This window comes from Winogradskyella sp. PC-19, assembly GCF_002163855.1.
Taxonomy (GTDB): Bacteria; Bacteroidota; Bacteroidia; order Flavobacteriales; family Flavobacteriaceae; genus Winogradskyella.
This window is the reverse complement of the sequence record NZ_CP019332.1, coordinates 1,874,239-1,892,238: the sequence shown is the minus strand read 5'-3', so window position 1 is coordinate 1,892,238 and position 18,000 is coordinate 1,874,239. Positions and strand designations below refer to the sequence as shown.

The following is an 18,000-nucleotide window of genomic DNA, read 5'->3' as shown; positions in this document are numbered from 1 at the left end:
TTGAATAATTCAATTCTCATAACGGGTGGTGCGGGATTCATAGGGTCAAATTTTATAGAATATTACTTAGATTCGTATCCCGACTGTAGCATAATTAACTTAGATAAGCTCACCTACGCTGGCAAACTTTCTAATTTAAGTTCGGTTCAAAATAAGCCAAATTACACTTTTATAAAAGGTGATATCTGCGATAAAAAATTAGTAAGGAGTCTTTTTAGTAAGTATAATTTTAACCATGTTATTCACTTTGCCGCAGAGTCTCATGTGGATAACTCTATCGAAAGCCCAGATACATTTATAAGCACCAATATATTAGGCACTTTTACATTACTCGATGTGGCACGTAGTCATTGGATGACCGCACCATTTCAATTCAAAAAAGGTTACGAAAACAATAGGTTTCATCACATTTCTACAGATGAGGTTTATGGCACTTTAGGTAATAGCGGTCTTTTTTTAGAGACTACACCATACGCCCCAAACAGTCCATACAGTGCGTCAAAAGCATCATCAGATTTTTTGGTAAGAAGTTATTTTCACACCTATGGTATGAATGTCGTTACAACAAATTGTAGTAATAATTATGGACCAAAACAGCACGATGAAAAATTAATACCAACCATTATCCGCAAGGCTTTAAATAATGAAGAAATTCCTATTTACGGAGATGGAAAAAATATTAGAGATTGGTTGTATGTATTAGATCATTGTAAAGGTATTGACATGGCATTTCAAAAAGGAAAAGCAGGAGAAACCTATAATATTGGTGGTAAAAACGAAAGAGATAATTTATACATAGCACACAAAATCTGCAGCATTCTTGATGACTTAAAACCCAAAGAAAAACCATACAAAGATTTAATTACCTTTGTAAAAGATAGACCGGGACACGATTTTAGATATGCTATTGACGCTACTAAAATTGAAACTGAATTAGGTTGGCGGGCTTTAGAAAACTTTGAAACGGGCATTTTAAAAACTGTACATTGCTATATTAATAAATACTCAGATTAATGAAAGGAATAATTCTCGCAGGTGGTTCTGGCACGCGTTTACATCCGCTAACATTGGCGATAAGTAAACAATTAATGCCTATTTACGATAAGCCAATGATATATTATCCTTTATCTACACTTATGTGGGCTGGCATTAATGAAATATTAATCATTTCAACACCTCAAGATTTACCGATTTTTAAAAAATTACTTGGTTCAGGAGAGCAATTAGGTTGTAAGTTTGAATATGCAGAGCAACCAACTCCTAATGGTTTGGCTGAAGCTTTTGTCATTGGAGAAGACTTCATTGGTAATGATAAAGTAGCATTAATTTTAGGTGATAATATTTTTTATGGAACAGGACTATCAGAACTACTTCAAAAAAATAATAATCCAGACGGCGGAATTGTTTATGCCTACCATGTACATGATCCCGAAAGATATGGTGTAGTAGAGTTCGATAATAACCAAAATGCAGTGTCAATAGAAGAAAAGCCTAAGAAACCAAAATCCAATTTTGCAGTTCCGGGCATATATTTTTATGACAATAATGTTGTAAAAATCGCTAAACAGATAAAACCGAGTGAAAGAGGCGAGCTTGAAATTACAGATATAAACAAGTCATATTTAAAACAAGGAAAACTCAAAGTAAGTATCTTGGATAAGGGTACTGCTTGGTTAGACACAGGTACGTTTCAATCATTATTACAGGCCTCACAATTTGTTGAGGTTATTGAAGAACGCCAAGGGTTAAAGATTGGCGCAATAGAAGAAGCTGCTTTTTCCATGGGATATATAGATTCAAACCAATTAAAAAAGCTTGCAGGACCACTTATTAAAAGTGGTTATGGCAAACATTTGCTTAGCCTTGTTAACAATTAAGAATGATAGTAAAACCCACACTTATAGAAGGTTGTTTTATTATTCAGCCTCAACTTTTTAAAGATAAAAGAGGATTCTTTTATGAGAGTTTCAATCAAGCTAAGTTTGAAAAGTTAACTCATCAACCTGTGAATTTTATTCAGGATAATGAGTCTTCATCATCTAAAGGAGTTCTTCGTGGATTACATTTTCAGAAAGGAGAATTTGCTCAGGCAAAATTAGTTAGAGTTGTAAAAGGAGCTGTTCAAGACGTTGTAGTAGATGTTAGACCAAGCTCAAAAACGTATGGTCAGTATTTTTCAATTGAATTATCGGAAGAAAATAAAACTCAATTGTTTATTCCTAGAGGTTTGGCTCATGGTTTTTTGGTTTTAGAAAACGATACAATTTTCAACTATAAGTGTGACAATTATTATAACAAAGAGGCAGAATCTGGTATTATTTATAACGATACTAGCTTAGCCATCGACTGGAATGCTTCAAAAAAAGACCTTATCATATCAGAAAAGGATTTATTACTACCACAATTTAAAGAGGTAGAGTCATGATAAAAGTGCTTGTTACAGGTAAAGACAGCCAATTAGCTAAGTGTCTTAAAGCTATAGAAAAGGAATATTCTAGAATTTCTTTTGTGTTTAAAAACTCTAAAGACTTAAATATCACTGACATTAAATCTGTAAAAAGTAATTTTAAAAAAACCGAGTACGATTATTGTATTAATTGTGCCGCCTACACTGCAGTAGACAAAGCAGAAACAGAACCAATAATAGCCAAAAATATTAATACTATTGGGGTCTTAAATCTCGTAGAATCCTGTATAGAAAACAATGTTAACCTTGTTCATATTTCTACAGATTTTGTTTTTGATGGAGAATCAAAAAGGCCTTATTTAGAAACAGACAGTAAAAACCCGCTAGGAGTTTACGGAAAAACAAAGAGCGAAGCAGAAGATAATATTATTGAATATTTGGAGACTTATTTTATAATAAGAACGTCGTGGCTATATTCTCAATACAATCAAAATTTCTTTAAATCAATGCTAGATTTGGCACAAAACAGCAATGAAATAAGAATTGTTAAAGACCAAATTGGATGCCCAACTAACGCAAATGATTTAGCTCATTTTATTTGTAAAATTATTGACTCTGGAAGCAAAACTTTTGGTGTATATCATTTTTGTAACAAAGGCGAAGCTAGTCGGCATAGTTTTGCAGAAGAGATATTCAGGAAATGGGATATCAAAGTAGCCATAAAACCTATTAAAACATCTGAATATCCAACAGCTGCCAAACGTCCAAAATATAGTGTTTTAGACACATCTAAAACGGAGAGGATATTTAATTTCAAGATTAATAGTTGGAAAGATGCCCTTCACAATTTCAACTTAACTCAGAATAAGGAATAACTCTTTTAGAATATCTTTAAAAATAAACGATATTTGCAGTCGCACAAGAATTCTTTTGTATATCAAAAGACATTTATAATTTACATTACAGTAAGATATGGAATATAAAATTGCAATTATTGGTTTAGGCTATGTGGGCCTTCCGTTAGCAGTTGAATTTGCAAAAAAGTATAAGGTAGTTGGCTTTGATATTAATCAAGATAGAGTAAACGAACTTAATCAAGGCCACGATAGCACATTAGAAGTTAGCGATAATGATTTGTCTAAAGTATTAGTAACAAACGGAAAGATTGGATTAAAGCTCACTTTTGATGTCAACGAAATCAAAGATTCTAATATTTATATAGTAACTGTGCCAACTCCAGTAGATAGAAATAACAGGCCTATTTTAACACCACTTGTAAAAGCTTCAGAGACAGTGGGAAAGATTTTAAAACAAAACGATATTGTTATTTACGAGTCAACAGTATATCCTGGAGTTACGGAAGACGAATGTGTACCGGTACTGGAAAAGCATAGTGGTTTAAAATTCAATAAGGATTTTTATTGTGGGTATTCTCCAGAAAGAATTAATCCAGGAGATAAAACCCATACAGTTGCTAATATTAAAAAAGTTACATCAGGCTCAACACCAGAAATAGGAAAGGTAGTTGATGATTTATATAAATCTATAATTACTGCAGGAACTCACCTAGCCCCAACACTAAAAGTTGCTGAAGCATCTAAAGTAATAGAGAATGCTCAAAGAGATGTGAATATTGCTTTTGTTAATGAGTTAGCCATAATTTTTAATAAGCTTGGAATAGATACTCATGATGTTTTAGAGGCAGCAGCGACAAAATGGAATTTCCTTTATTTCAAACCAGGTTTAGTTGGAGGGCATTGTATTGGTGTAGATCCTTTTTATTTGGCCCAAAAAGCACAAGAAGTTGGGTATCATTCTGAAATTATCCTAGCAGGGCGTCGTTTAAATGACAGTATGGGTGAGTATGTTGCTACAGAAATTCTTAAATTAATGGTTATGAGTGATATACCAGTTAAAAAGGCTAAAGTTCTAATGTTGGGAATAACCTTTAAGGAGAATTGCCCAGATATAAGAAACACAAAAGCAATAGACGTATACAAGTCGCTCGGGCAATATGGCATGGACGTAGACGTTTATGACCCATGGGCTGATAACGATGAAGTAAAGAATGAATATGGTATTGAAATGATATCTAGTATTGAATCAGAATATGATGTAATTGTTCATGTTGTTGCTCACAGGAAATATCTGGAGTTAGATTTCAATAAGATAAAAAGCAAAACTGGTGTCGTGTATGATGTCAAAGGCAGTTTGTCTAAAGAAATAGCTGATAAGAGATTATAAAAGTAAAAGAAAATATGGAATATTTTGCTCACGAAACAGCTGTAATCGACGATAATGTTACAATTAAAAAAGGAACCAAAATATGGCATTTTTCTCATATAATGCCAGACTCCATAATCGGTGAAAATTGTAATATTGGACAAAATGTAGTTGTATCTCCAGGTGTTGTATTGGGAAATAATGTAAAGGTTCAAAACAACGTTTCAATTTACACTGGAGTAATATGTGAAGATGATGTTTTTCTTGGGCCATCAATGGTTTTTACAAATGTAATTAACCCAAGAAGCGCAGTAAATAGAAGAAATCAGTATTTAAAAACAATCGTTAAAAAAGGAGCTTCAATCGGTGCCAATGCTACAATTGTTTGTGGAAATGATATTGGTGAATTTGCTTTCGTTGGTGCCGGCTCTGTTGTTACAAAAGAAATTTTGAACTATGCATTAGTGGTTGGAAATCCGTCAAAACAAATTGGTTGGGTTAGTGAGTATGGTCATAGATTAAGTTTTAATGATAATGGAGTTGCGATATGTCAAGAAAGCAAAGAAGTTTATCAGCTACAAAACAATAAAGTTGTTAAGATTAAAAAAAATAAATGAAGAATTTTGCATTACTAGGAGCTTCAGGTTATATAGCACCAAGACATTTAAAGGCAATTAAAGATACCAATAATAATTTGCTTGCAGCATATGATAGATTTGATAGTGTAGGTGTAATTGATAGTTATTTTCCTAAAGCAGATTTCTTTGTGGAATTTGAGCGTTTTGATAGACATTTAGAAAAACTCAAATACGAGGAAAAAACTAATATTGATTATGTAAGTATCTGTACACCAAATTATCTACATGATTCCCATATTAGAATGGCTTTAAGAAGAGGCGCTGATGCAATCTGTGAAAAACCATTGGTTTTGAATCCTTGGAACGTGGACGCCTTAAGTAAAATTGAAAAAGAAACTGGAAACAAAGTATATAACATTTTACAATTAAGAGTACACCAAAGTATAATAGATTTAAAAAAGAAAATTGATGCCGCCCCTAAGGAAAAAATATTTGATGTTGATCTAACATACTTAACATCTAGAGGAAATTGGTATTACACATCATGGAAAGGAGACATGTCTAAATCGGGAGGTATAGCTACCAATATCGGTGTACATTTTTACGACATGTTATCATGGATTTTTGGAGATGTTAAACAGAATACAGTACATATTCACGAACACGATAGAGCAGCAGGATACCTAGAGCTTGAAAGAGCTAGAGTGAGATGGTTCTTATCTATTAATGAAGACGTTTTGCCAGAAGAAATAAAAGCAAAAGGGCAAAGAACTTTTAGATCTATAACAATTGAAGGAGAAGAGTTGGAATTTAGTGGGGGATTTACAGATTTACATAATCGTGTTTATGAGAATATTCTTGACGGAAATGGATATGGTTTAGAAGATGCAAGACAAGCTATTGAGATAGTTCATCAAATTAGACATGCCGAGCCAAAGGGTTTAATTGGAGATTATCATCCATTTGCTAGAAAAAAATTAGCAACACATCCGTTTAAAAAATAATTTTAATAATAGAATAATGAAAAGAAGCTTATTAATTTTCACCCTAATTTCATTAATGTTTTCTTGTAATTCTGAAAAGAAAAAAGAAGAAGAAAAGCCAATAATGAAAATTGTAGAAACAGAAAAACCTAAAGAAGAAATAAAACCAATTACTACGCTTTTAGAGTACATAAATTCCAACAAGAAATCAGAAGAAGCTAGGGTTGATAAAGCTATTGGAGAAGTAATAAATATAGCCGGAGTTTCTGTTTTTCAAGAACCAACAACAAGAACTTATGCGGTAGTCAGAATAACTGAAGACTTACCCCAAGTAGTTAAAGACAATTATGTTATTATATTAAGAACCTATCCATCAGACCTTGAGGATTTGACTGACTATATAAAAACGAACAAGCCTGGATTGAATTTTGACACTTGGTACATCAAAGACTTAACCAAAACTCAAAAAGGAGCTAATGGATATTATTATTCAATGAGACTGTCAGATAATACCTTAGAGTTTGATAAAATAGTTTTGCAGCTGTATGATAAACGAACTGAAAAAATTGTTCAACCAGAAGCAGAAGTAGAGTTGTATTAAAATTAGCTTATAAAAGATGTTTAAAGACAAAATATTACTAATTACAGGAGGAACAGGTTCTTTTGGAAATGCAGTTTTAGAAAAATTTCTTAAATCTGATATTAAAGAAATCCGAATTTTCAGCAGAGATGAAAAGAAGCAAGAAGACATGCGTATTCATTACAAAAATGATAAGTTAAACTTTATTGTTGGAGATGTAAGAGATTTTAATAGTATTAATAGAGCCATGGATGGTGTTGACTATCTATTTCATGCCGCAGCTTTAAAGCAAGTCCCCTCTTGTGAGTTTTATCCCCTTCAAGCTATAGAAACAAATATACTTGGTGCTGAAAACGTACTAGAAGCCGCAGCAAATAACAACGTAAAGAAAACAGTTGTATTAAGTACCGATAAAGCAGTATATCCAATTAACACAATGGGTATGTCTAAGGCTTTAATGGAAAAATTAGCAATATCTAAAGCTCGAGATACTAGAGTAAGGCGAAACGAAGGTATTATTTGTGCCACTCGGTACGGAAACGTAATGGCATCAAGAGGATCTATAATACCTCTGTTTATAAAACAGATAAAAGAAGGAAAAAACTTAACAATTACAAATCCAGATATGACACGCTTTATGATGTCATTGACAGATTCTGTAGATTTGGTAATGTTTGCCTTTAAAAATGCAAACCCAGGAGATATTTTTGTTCAAAAATCTCCAGCAGCATCTATTATAACTCTTGCCAAAGCATTAAAAGAATTATTCAAAGCAGAGAATGAGATTACAATTATAGGTGCAAGGCATGGAGAAAAAATGTATGAAACATTATGTAGTAAAGAAGAAATGTCCAAGTCAGATGACATGCAAGACTACTACCGTGTTCCTGCAGATATGAGAGACCTTAATTACACTAAATATGTCCAGAAAGATGGACCTAAGCTTCAAGAGAATGAATATAATTCCGATAATACTAAACAATTAAATGTTGAAGAATTAAAGGAATTATTATTAACAATAGATTATGTTAAGGAAGAGTTAGCGACTTTATAAAACAACTATGATACCTTTAGTAAAAACAGGATTACCACCAAAAGAAATATTATTACCAGCTTTAGAAGAGGTTTTGTATAGCGGTTACATAGCTCAAGGTAAAGTTGTAGATGCTTTTGAAGAAAAATTCTGTCAGTACATAGGTAATAATTATTCAGTATCTGTTAATTCAGGGACTTCTGCTCTTCATATCGCTTTAATTTTAGCAGGAGTAAAAGCAGGTGATGAGGTTATTAGTACACCAATTACTGCAGAACCAACAAATACATCAATATTACAAACGGGAGCCAAAGTAATTTTTGCGGATGTAGATTATCGAACAGGCAATTTAGACCCTAAGGATGTTATAAAAAAAATCACTTCAAAGACAAAAGCAATCATGATAGTTCATTACGCTGGTATGCCAGTAGACATTGATGCTTTTCAAAAAATAGAAGAAGATTATGGTATTCCTGTCATAGAAGATGCTGCCCACGCTCTTGGTGCTAAATACCGAAATAAGAAAATAGGAAACCATTTTAAATACAGTACGTTTTCTTTTCAGGCTATTAAGCACATGACTACTATTGATGGAGGTATGCTATGTCTTAGGAATGAAGAGGATTATGAAAAAGCCAAAATAATAAGATGGTTTGGGTTAGATAAAAAGAAAACTAGAAAAGAAAATAATATTACAACCCAAGGCTACAAGTATCATATGAATAATGTGAATGCTCAGATAGGCTTGGTTCAGCTAAATAGAATAGAAAAACTAGTACATCCTTATATTGAAAACGGCAAGTTTTTCGATGAAAAATTTAAGGATATTGATGGTGTTAAAACTATTGAGTATTACGAAAACTCAGAACCTTCTTATTGGCTTTATACAATGAAGGTAGAAAACAGAGAAGAGTTTATTGAAAGTATGGCTGCAGAAGGCATTATGGTTTCTGATTTACATAAAAGAAACGATTTACACTCAATATTTAATTCTAAAAGTAGTAATTTAAAGCATACAGATTCATTTACAAAAAAAATGGTTCATATTCCTTGTGGATGGTGGCTAGAAGTTAATGACAGAACTAAAATTGTTGAAGCCGTAAAGCGTTTTTATTCATAGAAAACATGACAAAGCAACTACATAAAGTTTTTATGCCCGATGATGTTAATGCAAAAATAGCAGGCGTATTAAATTCGGGCCAATTAGCTTATGGTGAGTTTACAAATAAGTTTGAACAGGGTTTAAAGAATTATGTTGGTAATGAATTTATTTTAACACTATCTGGAAATTCAGTTTTATTTGCTTTAGATGTTTTAGATATAAAACAAGGAGATGAAATTATCTCTTCTCCCATGAGTTGCTTAATGACTAATCAACCAATAGCGGTTAAAGGTGCAACGGTTGTTTGGGCAGATGTAGACCCATCTACAGGGACACTAACCCCAGATGATTTAAAGTCTAAAATCACTTCAAAAACAAAAGCTATATTACATTATCATTGGGGAGGAAACCCTGGTCATATAGATGAGATAAACGAGATTGCAAATCAACACGGAGTCGTTGTTATTGAAGAAGCATCAACAGCTTTTGGTGCTGAGTACAAGAATAAAAAAATTGGAAATACAAATACAAGTATAGTCTGTTTTTCTTTTACTGCTGTAAGGCTTCCAAACGCTGTCAATGGTTTTGGAATAGCATTTAATAATGAAGAATTGTATAAAAAGGCAATTTTAAAAAGAGATTTTGGCATTAACCGAAAAGAATTTAGAGACAGTAATGGAGAAATAAGCTCTAATTGTGACATTAAAATTCCAGGCTTAGGCCTGGTCTTAGATAATATTTCTAGCTTAGTTGGATATTCACAACTTTCGCATATAGAAGGATTGTATACTAAGCAAAGAGAAAATGCCACAAAATGGGATGCGTACTTTAATAAAGATAATAACTTTAAAAGTGTTGGGAATAGATTAGAGATTAATCCAAATTACTGGGTATATTCTTTAGTTAGTGACAGAAGAGATATGCTTTATCAAGAGCTAAAAAACAAAGGCTTTAATGTTAGTAAATTACATCATAGAAATGATTCCTATGGTGTGTTTAAGGATAATCAAAAAGATGTTTCAACTCGATTAACAGGCGTAGATGAGTTCGAGAGAACGCAATTAAATTTACCATGCGGATGGTGGTTAGAAGACAATGATTTTAAGTTTTAAATACACAAAACATAAAGATACTCCTCAAGATGAGCTTGAGACGATATGTTCTATAAAAGATGAAAACTGGAATTATGGACTTCAGAATCAGTTAGATTGGATAAAAAACAATATTAATGATGAAGATATTCATGTCATAGTTGAGTATAATAGTAGATTAATAGCTTATTTAAATTTAGTTGTAAGACAAATAACTATTGATAAAGATAATTTTGAAGTTTTTGGCATAGGGAATGTTTGTGTATCTAAAAGTAAACACAAAAGCGGATTGGGTACTCAATTAATGAATTACACGAAAGAGTATTTAAAAACTGAAAGTAAAATTGGTATATTGTTATGTAAAGATTCTTTAATTAAGTTTTATGAGAAAAACGGTTGGAGACTGATTGACACAAATAAATTAGGACCAAGCTTAAAAGGAGCTAAAGTAAGTGTTATGACTTTTAATTTTAATAGAGACTATGAAAGCATAGAACTTAAAGGTAATCTTTTTTAACTTTTAATTTAAAAGTCTACAGCAATATTAAAACCTATGAAAAGAATCTTGTTTTTATTTGATGCATTATGGCATTCATTTTTATTGGTTTTACCGGGAACATATGCTTTCTGTAAAATGCGGGTCAAATATTATAAGAGAAAAGGCGCCTTAATTGGCAAAAATTCTTCAATAAGCCCTAATGTCAGAATCACGGGGAAGTTTCAAATGGGCAATAACAGTTCTATTGCACAAAACTGCACAATATCCGGAAGTGAATCAGGAATAATAATCGGAGATGATGTTATGGTCGCTCCAAATTGTGTTTTAGTTGCTTTTAATCATGGTTATGGAGATATAGATACCCCTATGGTAAAGCAAAAAAATATCGAAAAAAAAATAGTTGTAGAAGATAATGTATGGATAAGCGCAAATTGTACAATATCAGCAGGTGTTAAAATAGGAAAAGGTAGTATAATTGCCGCCAACTCTTTTGTAAATAAAGATGTTGCTACATATTCAATAGTTGGAGGTGTTCCTGCAAAACTTATAAAGTCTAGATTGTAACTCTAGCAGAATACATTTTAAGTTATAAAATAAAATAGAGGTGCTTAAGAATATCATAGCAAACGCATTAGGAAGGTTCTGGAGTATACTATCCAATTTTTTATTCATACCTCTTTACATTTACTTTTTAGGAGTAGAAAGTTATTCCATAATAAGCCTTACACTTGTTATAGTTGGTCTTTTAGCCGTCTTAGATTCAGGGTTAACTGCTACGTTGTCTAGAGAATTTGCTTCAAGTGAAAACAGTCCTGAAGATAAAATAAAGGTTTTTAATACTTTAGAGACATGTTATTTTGCCGTAGCTATAATTATTATGGCGATTGTATTCGTTTCAGCAGATTTTATAGCAAATGAGTGGATAAACCTCAAAGACATATCTGAACATAAAGTTTCTTATTACTTAAAAATAATTAGTGTAAGCATTGGCTTTGAGTTCTTATCTAAGTTTTATATCGGAGGAATGCTTGGTTTAGAAAAGCAAGTTAGAGCCAATACATTGTTAATCTCTTGGGGTATTTTAAGAAATGGAGCTGTTGTTATTTTACTATATTTTTATCAAAGTTTAGAAGTCTTTTTTGTCTGGCAAACAATAATAACTACAATATATGTTTTGATTTTAAGATTTCAGATTTTAAAATTAATTGGTATTTCTAAGAGAGATTTTTTTTCATTAAAAATATACAAATCTGTACTTAAGAAAGTGTGGAAATTTGCATCCGGAATGTTGCTAATATCTTTAGTGGCTGGATTAAATTCTCAGATGGATAAGCTAGCGATTAGTAATATTTTAAGTATCGAAAACCTTGGTTATTATACAGCTGCAGTAGCCTTAACATATAGCTTAGTTACAATAACAACAACGATTAGCGCAGCAATATTACCAAGACTAACAAAGCTTTATACCAATAACAATAGAAAAAAGGGAGCACTTCTTTTTTATAGAGCTTATAAATATGTAATTATCATAGTATTTTCATTTGCCTTTACTATTGCCTTTAATTCTAAAAGTATACTATGGATTTGGACACAAAACAAAGAAATAGTAAATAACGCATATCATATAGTTTCTATAATGTCTGCCGCAATGGCTATGCTTGCTCTTGCAATAATACCTTTTAATATTGCAATTGCTAACGGATATACAAAACTTAACAATTACATAGGTATTGCTAGCTTACTAATCACCATTCCTGGATACTGGATTTTTGCAAATAAGTATGGAGCTATAGGTGCGGCTTCAGTTTTTTGTGCGGTACAAATAATTATTACTTTGATTTATACACATATAATTAATTTAAAGTTTTTGAGACTAGTTAGTACGCAAAATATTTTCCTCAATTTTTTTATATATCCAGGCTTGTTAATTACCCTAATAACATTTGGCTTTAAGTCGATACCAGTATTTTTCGACAGTAGATTGCTACAACTGTTATGGCTTGGTATAGGAGTATTTGTACCATTACTTATTTCATTTTATATTTTTCTCACGAGAACCGAGAAATTAATTTTCTACACTAAATTCCGTATTTTAAAAAATAAACTTCCATGGATATAAAACTACTTAGTATAATAATACCCACAAAAGACAGATATGAGTATCTGATTCCTTTTTTGAAATTATTAAAGTCGTTTAATTCAAAAAAATTTGATGTAATAATACAAGATAACTCACCAAATAATGATGAGTTTTTAAATTATCTAGGTGTTGAGCAAGACGTCAGAATCAAGTACTTTCATACAAAAGAGAACCTTTCTGTAATAGACAATTGTGATTTAGCAGTATCAAATGCTACAGGTAAGTTTATTTGTTTCATGGGAGATGATGATGGTGTACTTCCTCAAATAATAGAGACATGTGAGTGGCTGGATAAAAACAATATTGATTCTGCCTATTTTAATAAGGCACATTATATATGGCCAGATTTATCAGGAAAATATTCTTTTAGTAACAATCCTGGCACATTAACCTTCAGTAAACCAAAAAATAATGTTGTACCTATTGATGTTTCAAATCAGTTTAAAAAAGTATTAAGAAAAGGTTGTACAGATATGTTAAAGTTGCCAAGGCTTTATCATGGAATAGTAAGAAAAGAGGTTCTTGATTTAGTTAAGGAAAAAGCGAATTCTTATTTTCCAGGGCCAAGTCCAGATATGGCAAATAGTATAGCTTTGGCAAACCACTTAAGAAAAGCAGTGTATATAGATTTCCCTATTGTAATTACTGGCGCTGGCGTTAAAAGTACATCAGGACAAGGCGCAAAACACGAACATAAAGGAAGTTTAGAAAATAAACCTTTTTTACCCAAAAACACATCTAGTGAGTGGTCAGCTTTTGTTCCTAAATATTGGTCTGGCCCAACAATTTGGGCTGAATCTGCTTTAAAAAGTATGGAGCGTAGTGATATTAAGGAGGTAGATAATTTTAATTACAGTTATTTATATGCATCATGTCTTGTTTTTAATCCAGATTATAAGAAGACTATAAAGAGTACAATAAGAGTTTATTGTAGTGAACTAAAAACATCAACTTTTATTTTTAAAACTAAGATTAAAATAAACATCATAAGGATACATTTCATTAGAGCTATGCATTTGGTAAAGAATTTACTAACCAAGTATGGTATAACATTCTTATCTAAAGAAAAGCAGAGTAATATTATTGACATCAATAATGCCGTGGATGCATTGCAGGAAAGGTTTAAAGATTTAGATTTATTTTATGACAAGTAAAAAGACAATTTTACACATCTGTTCCGATTTTTGTTATACTAGTTTATATTTTAATTTAGTAAAAGCCTTAGATAAAAAAGGTGTAATACAAGTAGTTTATGTGCCTTTGAAAAGGGGAAGGTCATGCGACAATAAGGAACAGTTAGAAGCAGAATTTAAGTCTTTAAAAAACGTAACGTTTATTTTTTCCTCAATTTTAAGTAAAGATTTAAGGTTTAGATATTTTACTAAGATAAGTAAGGTGTTTAAAGATATTGAGTCCAAAGTAGACTTGGGTTCTATTGATAATGTTCATGCTCATTTTTTGTACAGTGATGGTGGAGTTGCATATAAAATTGGTAAAAAATATGGCATTCCATTTATAACAGCTGTCAGAAATACAGACGTTAATGTTTTTTACAAATATTTTATACATTGCAGGTTTTACGCCAACAAGATTTTAAATAAGGCAAAAAATATCATTTTCATTTCTCCTGCATATCTCTCTTTTTTAGAAAACAAGACGTTTTCTAAAAACATAAACGAATTACAGCAAAAAACAAAAGTTATACCCAATGGAATTAGTGATTTTTGGTTAGATTCTGATAAAAAAGAAAATAATATAAAATCATTAAAAACGCTTAAATTTATTTTTGTAGGAGAGCTTTCTGAAAATAAAAATATCCACGAAACAATACATTTTTTAAATCAATTTAAGAATAAAAGAAATATAGACATCAATTATACTATAATAGGGCCGGAAAGTGATTATACTTACGAAATACTAAGTCTTGAAGAAAAACATGACTGGGTAAATTATTTGGGACCTATTTATGATAAGCTACGATTAAAAGACCTATTTAGAGGGGCTGATGTTTTTGTAATGCTTTCTAAAGCAGAAACTTTTGGATTAGTTTATGTAGAAGCAATGTCTCAAGGTCTACCTATTTTATATACTAAAGGGCAAGGAATAGATGGTTTTTTTCTCGAAAACGAAGTAGGGGCGGCAATTGACATTAAAAACCTAAGTTCTGAGGTTTCTAAAATAGATAGTGTTATAAATAATTACATTAGCATGTCTAAAAAAGCAATAGAGCATAGCAAAAATTTTAATTGGGCTGATATATCAGAAAAGTACTTAGAATTATTTAAAAGTTAAGTGTTTTAACGAATACAAGTATTCAAACAATTTTTAGACTTTGGATTGCTTATTTGACATATAAAATAGAGATATAAAAAATATAAAAAACAGCACGCCTTGCTGTCTATAGATTAAATCTTCAGTTAAACCGCCAAGGATAAGCATTATTATAAGACTAATATAAACCCAGTCTTTTTTTCTAAATGCATCTTTAGCAATAACAAAAATTAGCCCTAATAAAATTATTAGCCCTAGAATACCATTTGCAACAAAAACTCTAAGGTAAATATTATGAGGTATAAACACATCATTGTTACAAATAAGAGCAGAAATTTCGGAAAAATTTTTGGCCCCAATGCCAGCAAACCAGTTTTCTTTAAGTATTTCCCAACCACATTTATAATAGTCTAATCTAACAGAAATACTATTCTCCAATCGTATCCCAACTACCCATCTTTTTACTAGGTACAAACCTCCAAAGAAAGACAATACAAATAGTATATTTATTACTACTTTCCTTAAACTAATTAGATAAAGAAAGACTAATAAAAATAAAAGTAAAAAAGACCCTTTACCTCCAATGTAAAAAAGGCTAAAACCAAGAATCATTATCATTACTAAGTTTAGATATTTTCTTGGCCTATTTTGTTTAATATGGTTTAATAAAATTAAAATAGAAAAAACAATGTAAATACCAATGTACGTATGATGAATTGCTCCAGGCAGATAATTATATAGCTGATAGACAATATACCCATCTGTTAAAGAGAAAGTCCTATAATCTGGAGCAGTAATAAGATAAAAGTCTGCAATGTAACCCCAAGCGTATAAAACATAAGATAAACTGCCAAATACAAAGGCATTACAAATTAGTAAAGAATTTTTTTTAAGCAGATTACTTTTTCCTAAAAACAATAAAGGAATAATTAAAAACGAAAGTTTAGTATCTTTAAAAAATAGAGTAGAAAAATCGAACCTTAACAGATTACCTATGGTATCAGCAAAAAAAAATAATAGAGAAAACAACAAAAAGTAATTCATTTTTATGCTTTTAAATGAAAAATTGAAATCAAAAAACAATCCAACTAAAAATAATGCAAGGCAAATAGAACAATAAATTTCTGGTATTGGTAAGGGCAATACAAAAGGAAATATTACAAGCAATATTTTTTGAATTTTATCTTTCATGAACACAGTAGTTGAGTCATCCAAAAATAACCAAAAAACAAAGTATATCACTATATATACATTATATTTGCTAGCTAAATACGCTTTTTAAATAGGTGATGGAGCAACTACATATTCGGTTTCAAAATATATTAATTGCAATTATTGTTCTATCAGGTACATTAAATAACTTTATTAATGCCTATTTGTTAAATATTAACTTTACATTATTAACTTTAATTATAGTTGTATTAGATATATTCTTTAATTTATTTATCAGAAAGATACAAGTTTCTAAAACGTATTTTGTTGTCTTTTCTATATTATTAGCTTTCTATGGACTTATAATTATATCTCTCATATACTCACCATCTTCGAGTTATAAATACACAAAAGCAACTAATTTTATTATCAATATTTTATTATTCTCCTATCCTGTTTTTGTTAAAAAAATAAAGCTTGGTAGAATTATAAAAATCATAAAGATTTTCTCAGTTGCGCTTGGAGTCTTTTTTATATATGAGCGCTATAGATATTGGTTGCCATCTAACTTTTACCTTAGAGGTTTAGAAAACAATAATACTTTTTTTGTGTTTAATGTTGTTTATTTAGGGATTGGAGTTAATTTATCTTTAGTTTTAATATACGAGAGCTTTAAGAAAAAGTGGCTTTCGGTTGTTTTACTACTCTGCTTAATGATAGGAATGGGAAGTAGAGGCTCTTTCCTGTTTTCAGCAGCTACAATATTAACGTTTCATTACAAATATTTCATTAAGACTATTTTAAAATTTAAAGTAAAGAAAAAACAACTCTATTTTCTTTGTATTATACTCATAGGGTTAAGTATAGTACTTTATAGGTACTATGATAAAATATCAGATATAGTAAAAATAGGGATAGGAAGATTTCAATCATTGTTAAATATTTCAGAAGACAAATCTAGTCTAGGGAGGCTAAATCATTATAGCTTGACTTTAGAATATATATTATCCACTCCATTCACAATATTTATTGGCTTTGGCATAGGTAGTTTCGGCTTAGTTACAAACGGTCAAGATATGAGATGGTATCCACACAACATCTTTTTAGAAGCTTGGTTTGAAATGGGTATTTTTGGTATGTTAATGTTAATGTTAGTTATATTTATTCCAGTTTTTATTATTAGAGGTAAATTTATTTTAAAAGCTATGTTTATGTTTTTATTTTTAGAAGCGATGAAGTCAAGTAATATCACAGATTTATGGGTGTTCTTCTTAATTTTAGGACTACTATTAGTTTATAAAGAAGAAACAATAAATCAAAATAAATTAACAAATGATTAGTATTATAGATTATGGTGCCGGGAATTTGGGGTCTATAGAAAACATGATAAAGAGAATTGGACACAAATCTCAGATTACGAATTCAATAGATTTAATAGAAAATTCCGAAAAGCTTATATTACCTGGAGTGGGTTCTTTTGACCACGGTATGAGTCAACTAAAAAACTCCGGACTAATAGATGTTATAAATAAGAAAGTGCTAGAAGATAAAACACCAATCTTAGGTATTTGCTTAGGAATGCAATTGATGACTGAGTTTTCTGAAGAAGGAGATCATAAAGGCCTTGGTTGGTTTAACGCAGAGGTGGTTAAGTTTAAATCTGAAGAAAAAAAAATGAAAATACCTCACATGGGTTGGAATATTGTAGACATAAAGAAAGAAAGTAAGATTATTACAGATGTCGAAGAAGAAAAGAGATATTATTTTGTACATTCTTATTACGTAAAATCTAACGCAGAAGAAGAAGTTTTAACAACAACAAATTATATAAACACGTTTGCATCTGCCTTAGAAAAGAATAATATTTTTGGAGTACAATTTCATCCTGAAAAAAGCCATAAATTTGGCTTAGAAGTATTGAGAAATTTTGTTAATCTATAA

General features: G+C 30.8%; 19 protein-coding genes. 18 read left to right on the top strand and 1 reads right to left on the bottom strand.

The features are described 5' to 3' along the window. The 16 genes from rfbB (at position 1) to BTO05_RS08565 (ending at position 14,928) form a co-directional block, all read left to right on the top strand. Entirely contained in the window at positions 1-1,014 is a 1,014-nt protein-coding gene (gene rfbB, locus BTO05_RS08640; protein WP_087492282.1) for a dTDP-glucose 4,6-dehydratase, read from the top strand. Next, the gene (gene rfbA / locus BTO05_RS08635; RefSeq protein WP_087492281.1) at positions 1,014-1,877 is read left to right on the top strand and encodes a glucose-1-phosphate thymidylyltransferase RfbA; all 864 of its coding nucleotides are present in this window, start codon (positions 1,014-1,016) and stop codon (positions 1,875-1,877) included. The genes rfbB and rfbA overlap by 1 nt, the downstream gene beginning before the upstream one ends. A gap of 2 nt (positions 1,878-1,879) precedes the next feature. Further along, the gene (gene rfbC, locus BTO05_RS08630; protein ID WP_087492280.1) at positions 1,880-2,425 is read left to right on the top strand and encodes a dTDP-4-dehydrorhamnose 3,5-epimerase; all 546 of its coding nucleotides are present in this window, start codon (positions 1,880-1,882) and stop codon (positions 2,423-2,425) included. Next, positions 2,422-3,282: a dTDP-4-dehydrorhamnose reductase gene (rfbD, locus tag BTO05_RS08625; protein ID WP_087492279.1), complete on the top strand. Its 861-nt coding sequence runs from the start codon at positions 2,422-2,424 to the stop codon at positions 3,280-3,282. The genes rfbC and rfbD overlap by 4 nt, the downstream gene beginning before the upstream one ends. Positions 3,283-3,379: 97 nt before the next feature. After that, positions 3,380-4,651 carry a nucleotide sugar dehydrogenase gene (locus BTO05_RS08620; RefSeq protein ID WP_087492278.1) on the top strand — a complete coding sequence of 424 codons (1,272 nt, stop codon included), beginning with the start codon at positions 3,380-3,382 and terminating at the stop codon, positions 4,649-4,651. 14 nt (positions 4,652-4,665) lie between these two features. Next, on the top strand, positions 4,666-5,247 hold the full coding sequence (locus BTO05_RS08615) for an acyltransferase (protein WP_087492277.1): 582 nt from the start codon (positions 4,666-4,668) through the stop codon (positions 5,245-5,247). Next, on the top strand, positions 5,244-6,212 hold the full coding sequence (locus tag BTO05_RS08610) for a Gfo/Idh/MocA family protein (protein WP_087492276.1): 969 nt from the start codon (positions 5,244-5,246) through the stop codon (positions 6,210-6,212). Before BTO05_RS08615 ends, BTO05_RS08610 begins: the two co-directional genes overlap by 4 nt. Positions 6,213-6,228: 16 nt before the next feature. Then, positions 6,229-6,792: a hypothetical protein gene (locus tag BTO05_RS08605; protein WP_157662562.1), complete on the top strand. Its 564-nt coding sequence runs from the start codon at positions 6,229-6,231 to the stop codon at positions 6,790-6,792. A 16-nt stretch (positions 6,793-6,808) separates the two neighbouring features. Next, positions 6,809-7,825, top strand: a complete 1,017-nt coding sequence (locus BTO05_RS08600) for a polysaccharide biosynthesis protein (RefSeq protein ID WP_087492274.1) — start codon at positions 6,809-6,811, stop codon at positions 7,823-7,825. A gap of 7 nt (positions 7,826-7,832) precedes the next feature. Further along, positions 7,833-8,924, top strand: a complete 1,092-nt coding sequence (locus tag BTO05_RS08595) for a DegT/DnrJ/EryC1/StrS family aminotransferase (RefSeq protein ID WP_087492273.1) — start codon at positions 7,833-7,835, stop codon at positions 8,922-8,924. A 5-nt stretch (positions 8,925-8,929) separates the two neighbouring features. Further along, positions 8,930-10,018, top strand: a complete 1,089-nt coding sequence (locus BTO05_RS08590; protein WP_087492272.1) for an aminotransferase class V-fold PLP-dependent enzyme — start codon at positions 8,930-8,932, stop codon at positions 10,016-10,018. Further along, positions 10,002-10,514, top strand: a complete 513-nt coding sequence (locus BTO05_RS08585) for a GNAT family N-acetyltransferase (RefSeq protein WP_087492271.1) — start codon at positions 10,002-10,004, stop codon at positions 10,512-10,514. The genes BTO05_RS08590 and BTO05_RS08585 overlap by 17 nt, the downstream gene beginning before the upstream one ends. A 36-nt stretch (positions 10,515-10,550) precedes the next feature. Continuing rightward, positions 10,551-11,060, top strand: a complete 510-nt coding sequence (locus BTO05_RS08580) for an acyltransferase (protein ID WP_087492270.1) — start codon at positions 10,551-10,553, stop codon at positions 11,058-11,060. A gap of 40 nt (positions 11,061-11,100) precedes the next feature. Then, positions 11,101-12,615: an oligosaccharide flippase family protein gene (locus tag BTO05_RS08575; protein ID WP_157662561.1), complete on the top strand. Its 1,515-nt coding sequence runs from the start codon at positions 11,101-11,103 to the stop codon at positions 12,613-12,615. Next, a complete protein-coding gene (locus BTO05_RS08570; RefSeq protein ID WP_087492268.1) occupies positions 12,606-13,790 on the top strand; it encodes a glycosyltransferase family 2 protein in 1,185 nt (394 codons plus the stop codon). The genes BTO05_RS08575 and BTO05_RS08570 overlap by 10 nt, the downstream gene beginning before the upstream one ends. Further along, complete coding sequence (locus BTO05_RS08565; protein ID WP_087492267.1) at positions 13,780-14,928, top strand: glycosyltransferase family 4 protein; 1,149 nt, start codon at positions 13,780-13,782, stop codon at positions 14,926-14,928. Before BTO05_RS08570 ends, BTO05_RS08565 begins: the two co-directional genes overlap by 11 nt. 33 nt (positions 14,929-14,961) lie before the next feature. Here the strand turns inward: BTO05_RS08565 and BTO05_RS08560 are convergent, their stop codons facing one another. After that, positions 14,962-16,098, bottom strand: coding sequence for an O-antigen ligase family protein (locus BTO05_RS08560; RefSeq protein WP_087492266.1), 1,137 nt, complete (start codon positions 16,096-16,098; stop codon positions 14,962-14,964). A gap of 98 nt (positions 16,099-16,196) precedes the next feature. Here BTO05_RS08560 and BTO05_RS08555 point away from each other — a divergent pair, with 98 nt between their 5' ends. Together BTO05_RS08555 and hisH are read left to right on the top strand one after the other, a co-directional pair. Beyond that, a complete protein-coding gene (locus tag BTO05_RS08555; protein ID WP_087492265.1) occupies positions 16,197-17,399 on the top strand; it encodes an O-antigen ligase family protein in 1,203 nt (400 codons plus the stop codon). Next, positions 17,392-18,000 carry an imidazole glycerol phosphate synthase subunit HisH gene (hisH, locus tag BTO05_RS08550; RefSeq protein ID WP_087492264.1) on the top strand — a complete coding sequence of 203 codons (609 nt, stop codon included), beginning with the start codon at positions 17,392-17,394 and terminating at the stop codon, positions 17,998-18,000. The genes BTO05_RS08555 and hisH overlap by 8 nt, the downstream gene beginning before the upstream one ends.

What these genes read in the sequence shown, in the direction of transcription:
- BTO05_RS08570 (WP_087492268.1), top strand. Translation starts at nt 12,606, where the DNA reads ATGGATATAAAACTACTTAGTATAATAATACCCACAAAAGACAGATAT.
- BTO05_RS08580 (WP_087492270.1), top strand. Translation starts at nt 10,551, where the DNA reads ATGAAAAGAATCTTGTTTTTATTTGATGCATTATGGCATTCATTTTTA.
- BTO05_RS08555 (WP_087492265.1), top strand. Translation starts at nt 16,197, where the DNA reads ATGGAGCAACTACATATTCGGTTTCAAAATATATTAATTGCAATTATT.
- BTO05_RS08565 (WP_087492267.1), top strand. Translation starts at nt 13,780, where the DNA reads ATGACAAGTAAAAAGACAATTTTACACATCTGTTCCGATTTTTGTTAT.
- BTO05_RS08560 (WP_087492266.1), bottom strand. Translation starts at nt 16,098, where the DNA reads ATGAAAGATAAAATTCAAAAAATATTGCTTGTAATATTTCCTTTTGTA.
- BTO05_RS08605 (WP_157662562.1), top strand. Translation starts at nt 6,229, where the DNA reads ATGAAAAGAAGCTTATTAATTTTCACCCTAATTTCATTAATGTTTTCT.
- BTO05_RS08595 (WP_087492273.1), top strand. Translation starts at nt 7,833, where the DNA reads ATGATACCTTTAGTAAAAACAGGATTACCACCAAAAGAAATATTATTA.
- BTO05_RS08590 (WP_087492272.1), top strand. Translation starts at nt 8,930, where the DNA reads ATGACAAAGCAACTACATAAAGTTTTTATGCCCGATGATGTTAATGCA.
- hisH (WP_087492264.1), top strand. Translation starts at nt 17,392, where the DNA reads ATGATTAGTATTATAGATTATGGTGCCGGGAATTTGGGGTCTATAGAA.
- BTO05_RS08610 (WP_087492276.1), top strand. Translation starts at nt 5,244, where the DNA reads ATGAAGAATTTTGCATTACTAGGAGCTTCAGGTTATATAGCACCAAGA.
- BTO05_RS08615 (WP_087492277.1), top strand. Translation starts at nt 4,666, where the DNA reads ATGGAATATTTTGCTCACGAAACAGCTGTAATCGACGATAATGTTACA.
- rfbA (WP_087492281.1), top strand. Translation starts at nt 1,014, where the DNA reads ATGAAAGGAATAATTCTCGCAGGTGGTTCTGGCACGCGTTTACATCCG.
- rfbC (WP_087492280.1), top strand. Translation starts at nt 1,880, where the DNA reads ATGATAGTAAAACCCACACTTATAGAAGGTTGTTTTATTATTCAGCCT.
- BTO05_RS08585 (WP_087492271.1), top strand. Translation starts at nt 10,002, where the DNA reads ATGATTTTAAGTTTTAAATACACAAAACATAAAGATACTCCTCAAGAT.
- BTO05_RS08620 (WP_087492278.1), top strand. Translation starts at nt 3,380, where the DNA reads ATGGAATATAAAATTGCAATTATTGGTTTAGGCTATGTGGGCCTTCCG.
- rfbD (WP_087492279.1), top strand. Translation starts at nt 2,422, where the DNA reads ATGATAAAAGTGCTTGTTACAGGTAAAGACAGCCAATTAGCTAAGTGT.
- BTO05_RS08600 (WP_087492274.1), top strand. Translation starts at nt 6,809, where the DNA reads ATGTTTAAAGACAAAATATTACTAATTACAGGAGGAACAGGTTCTTTT.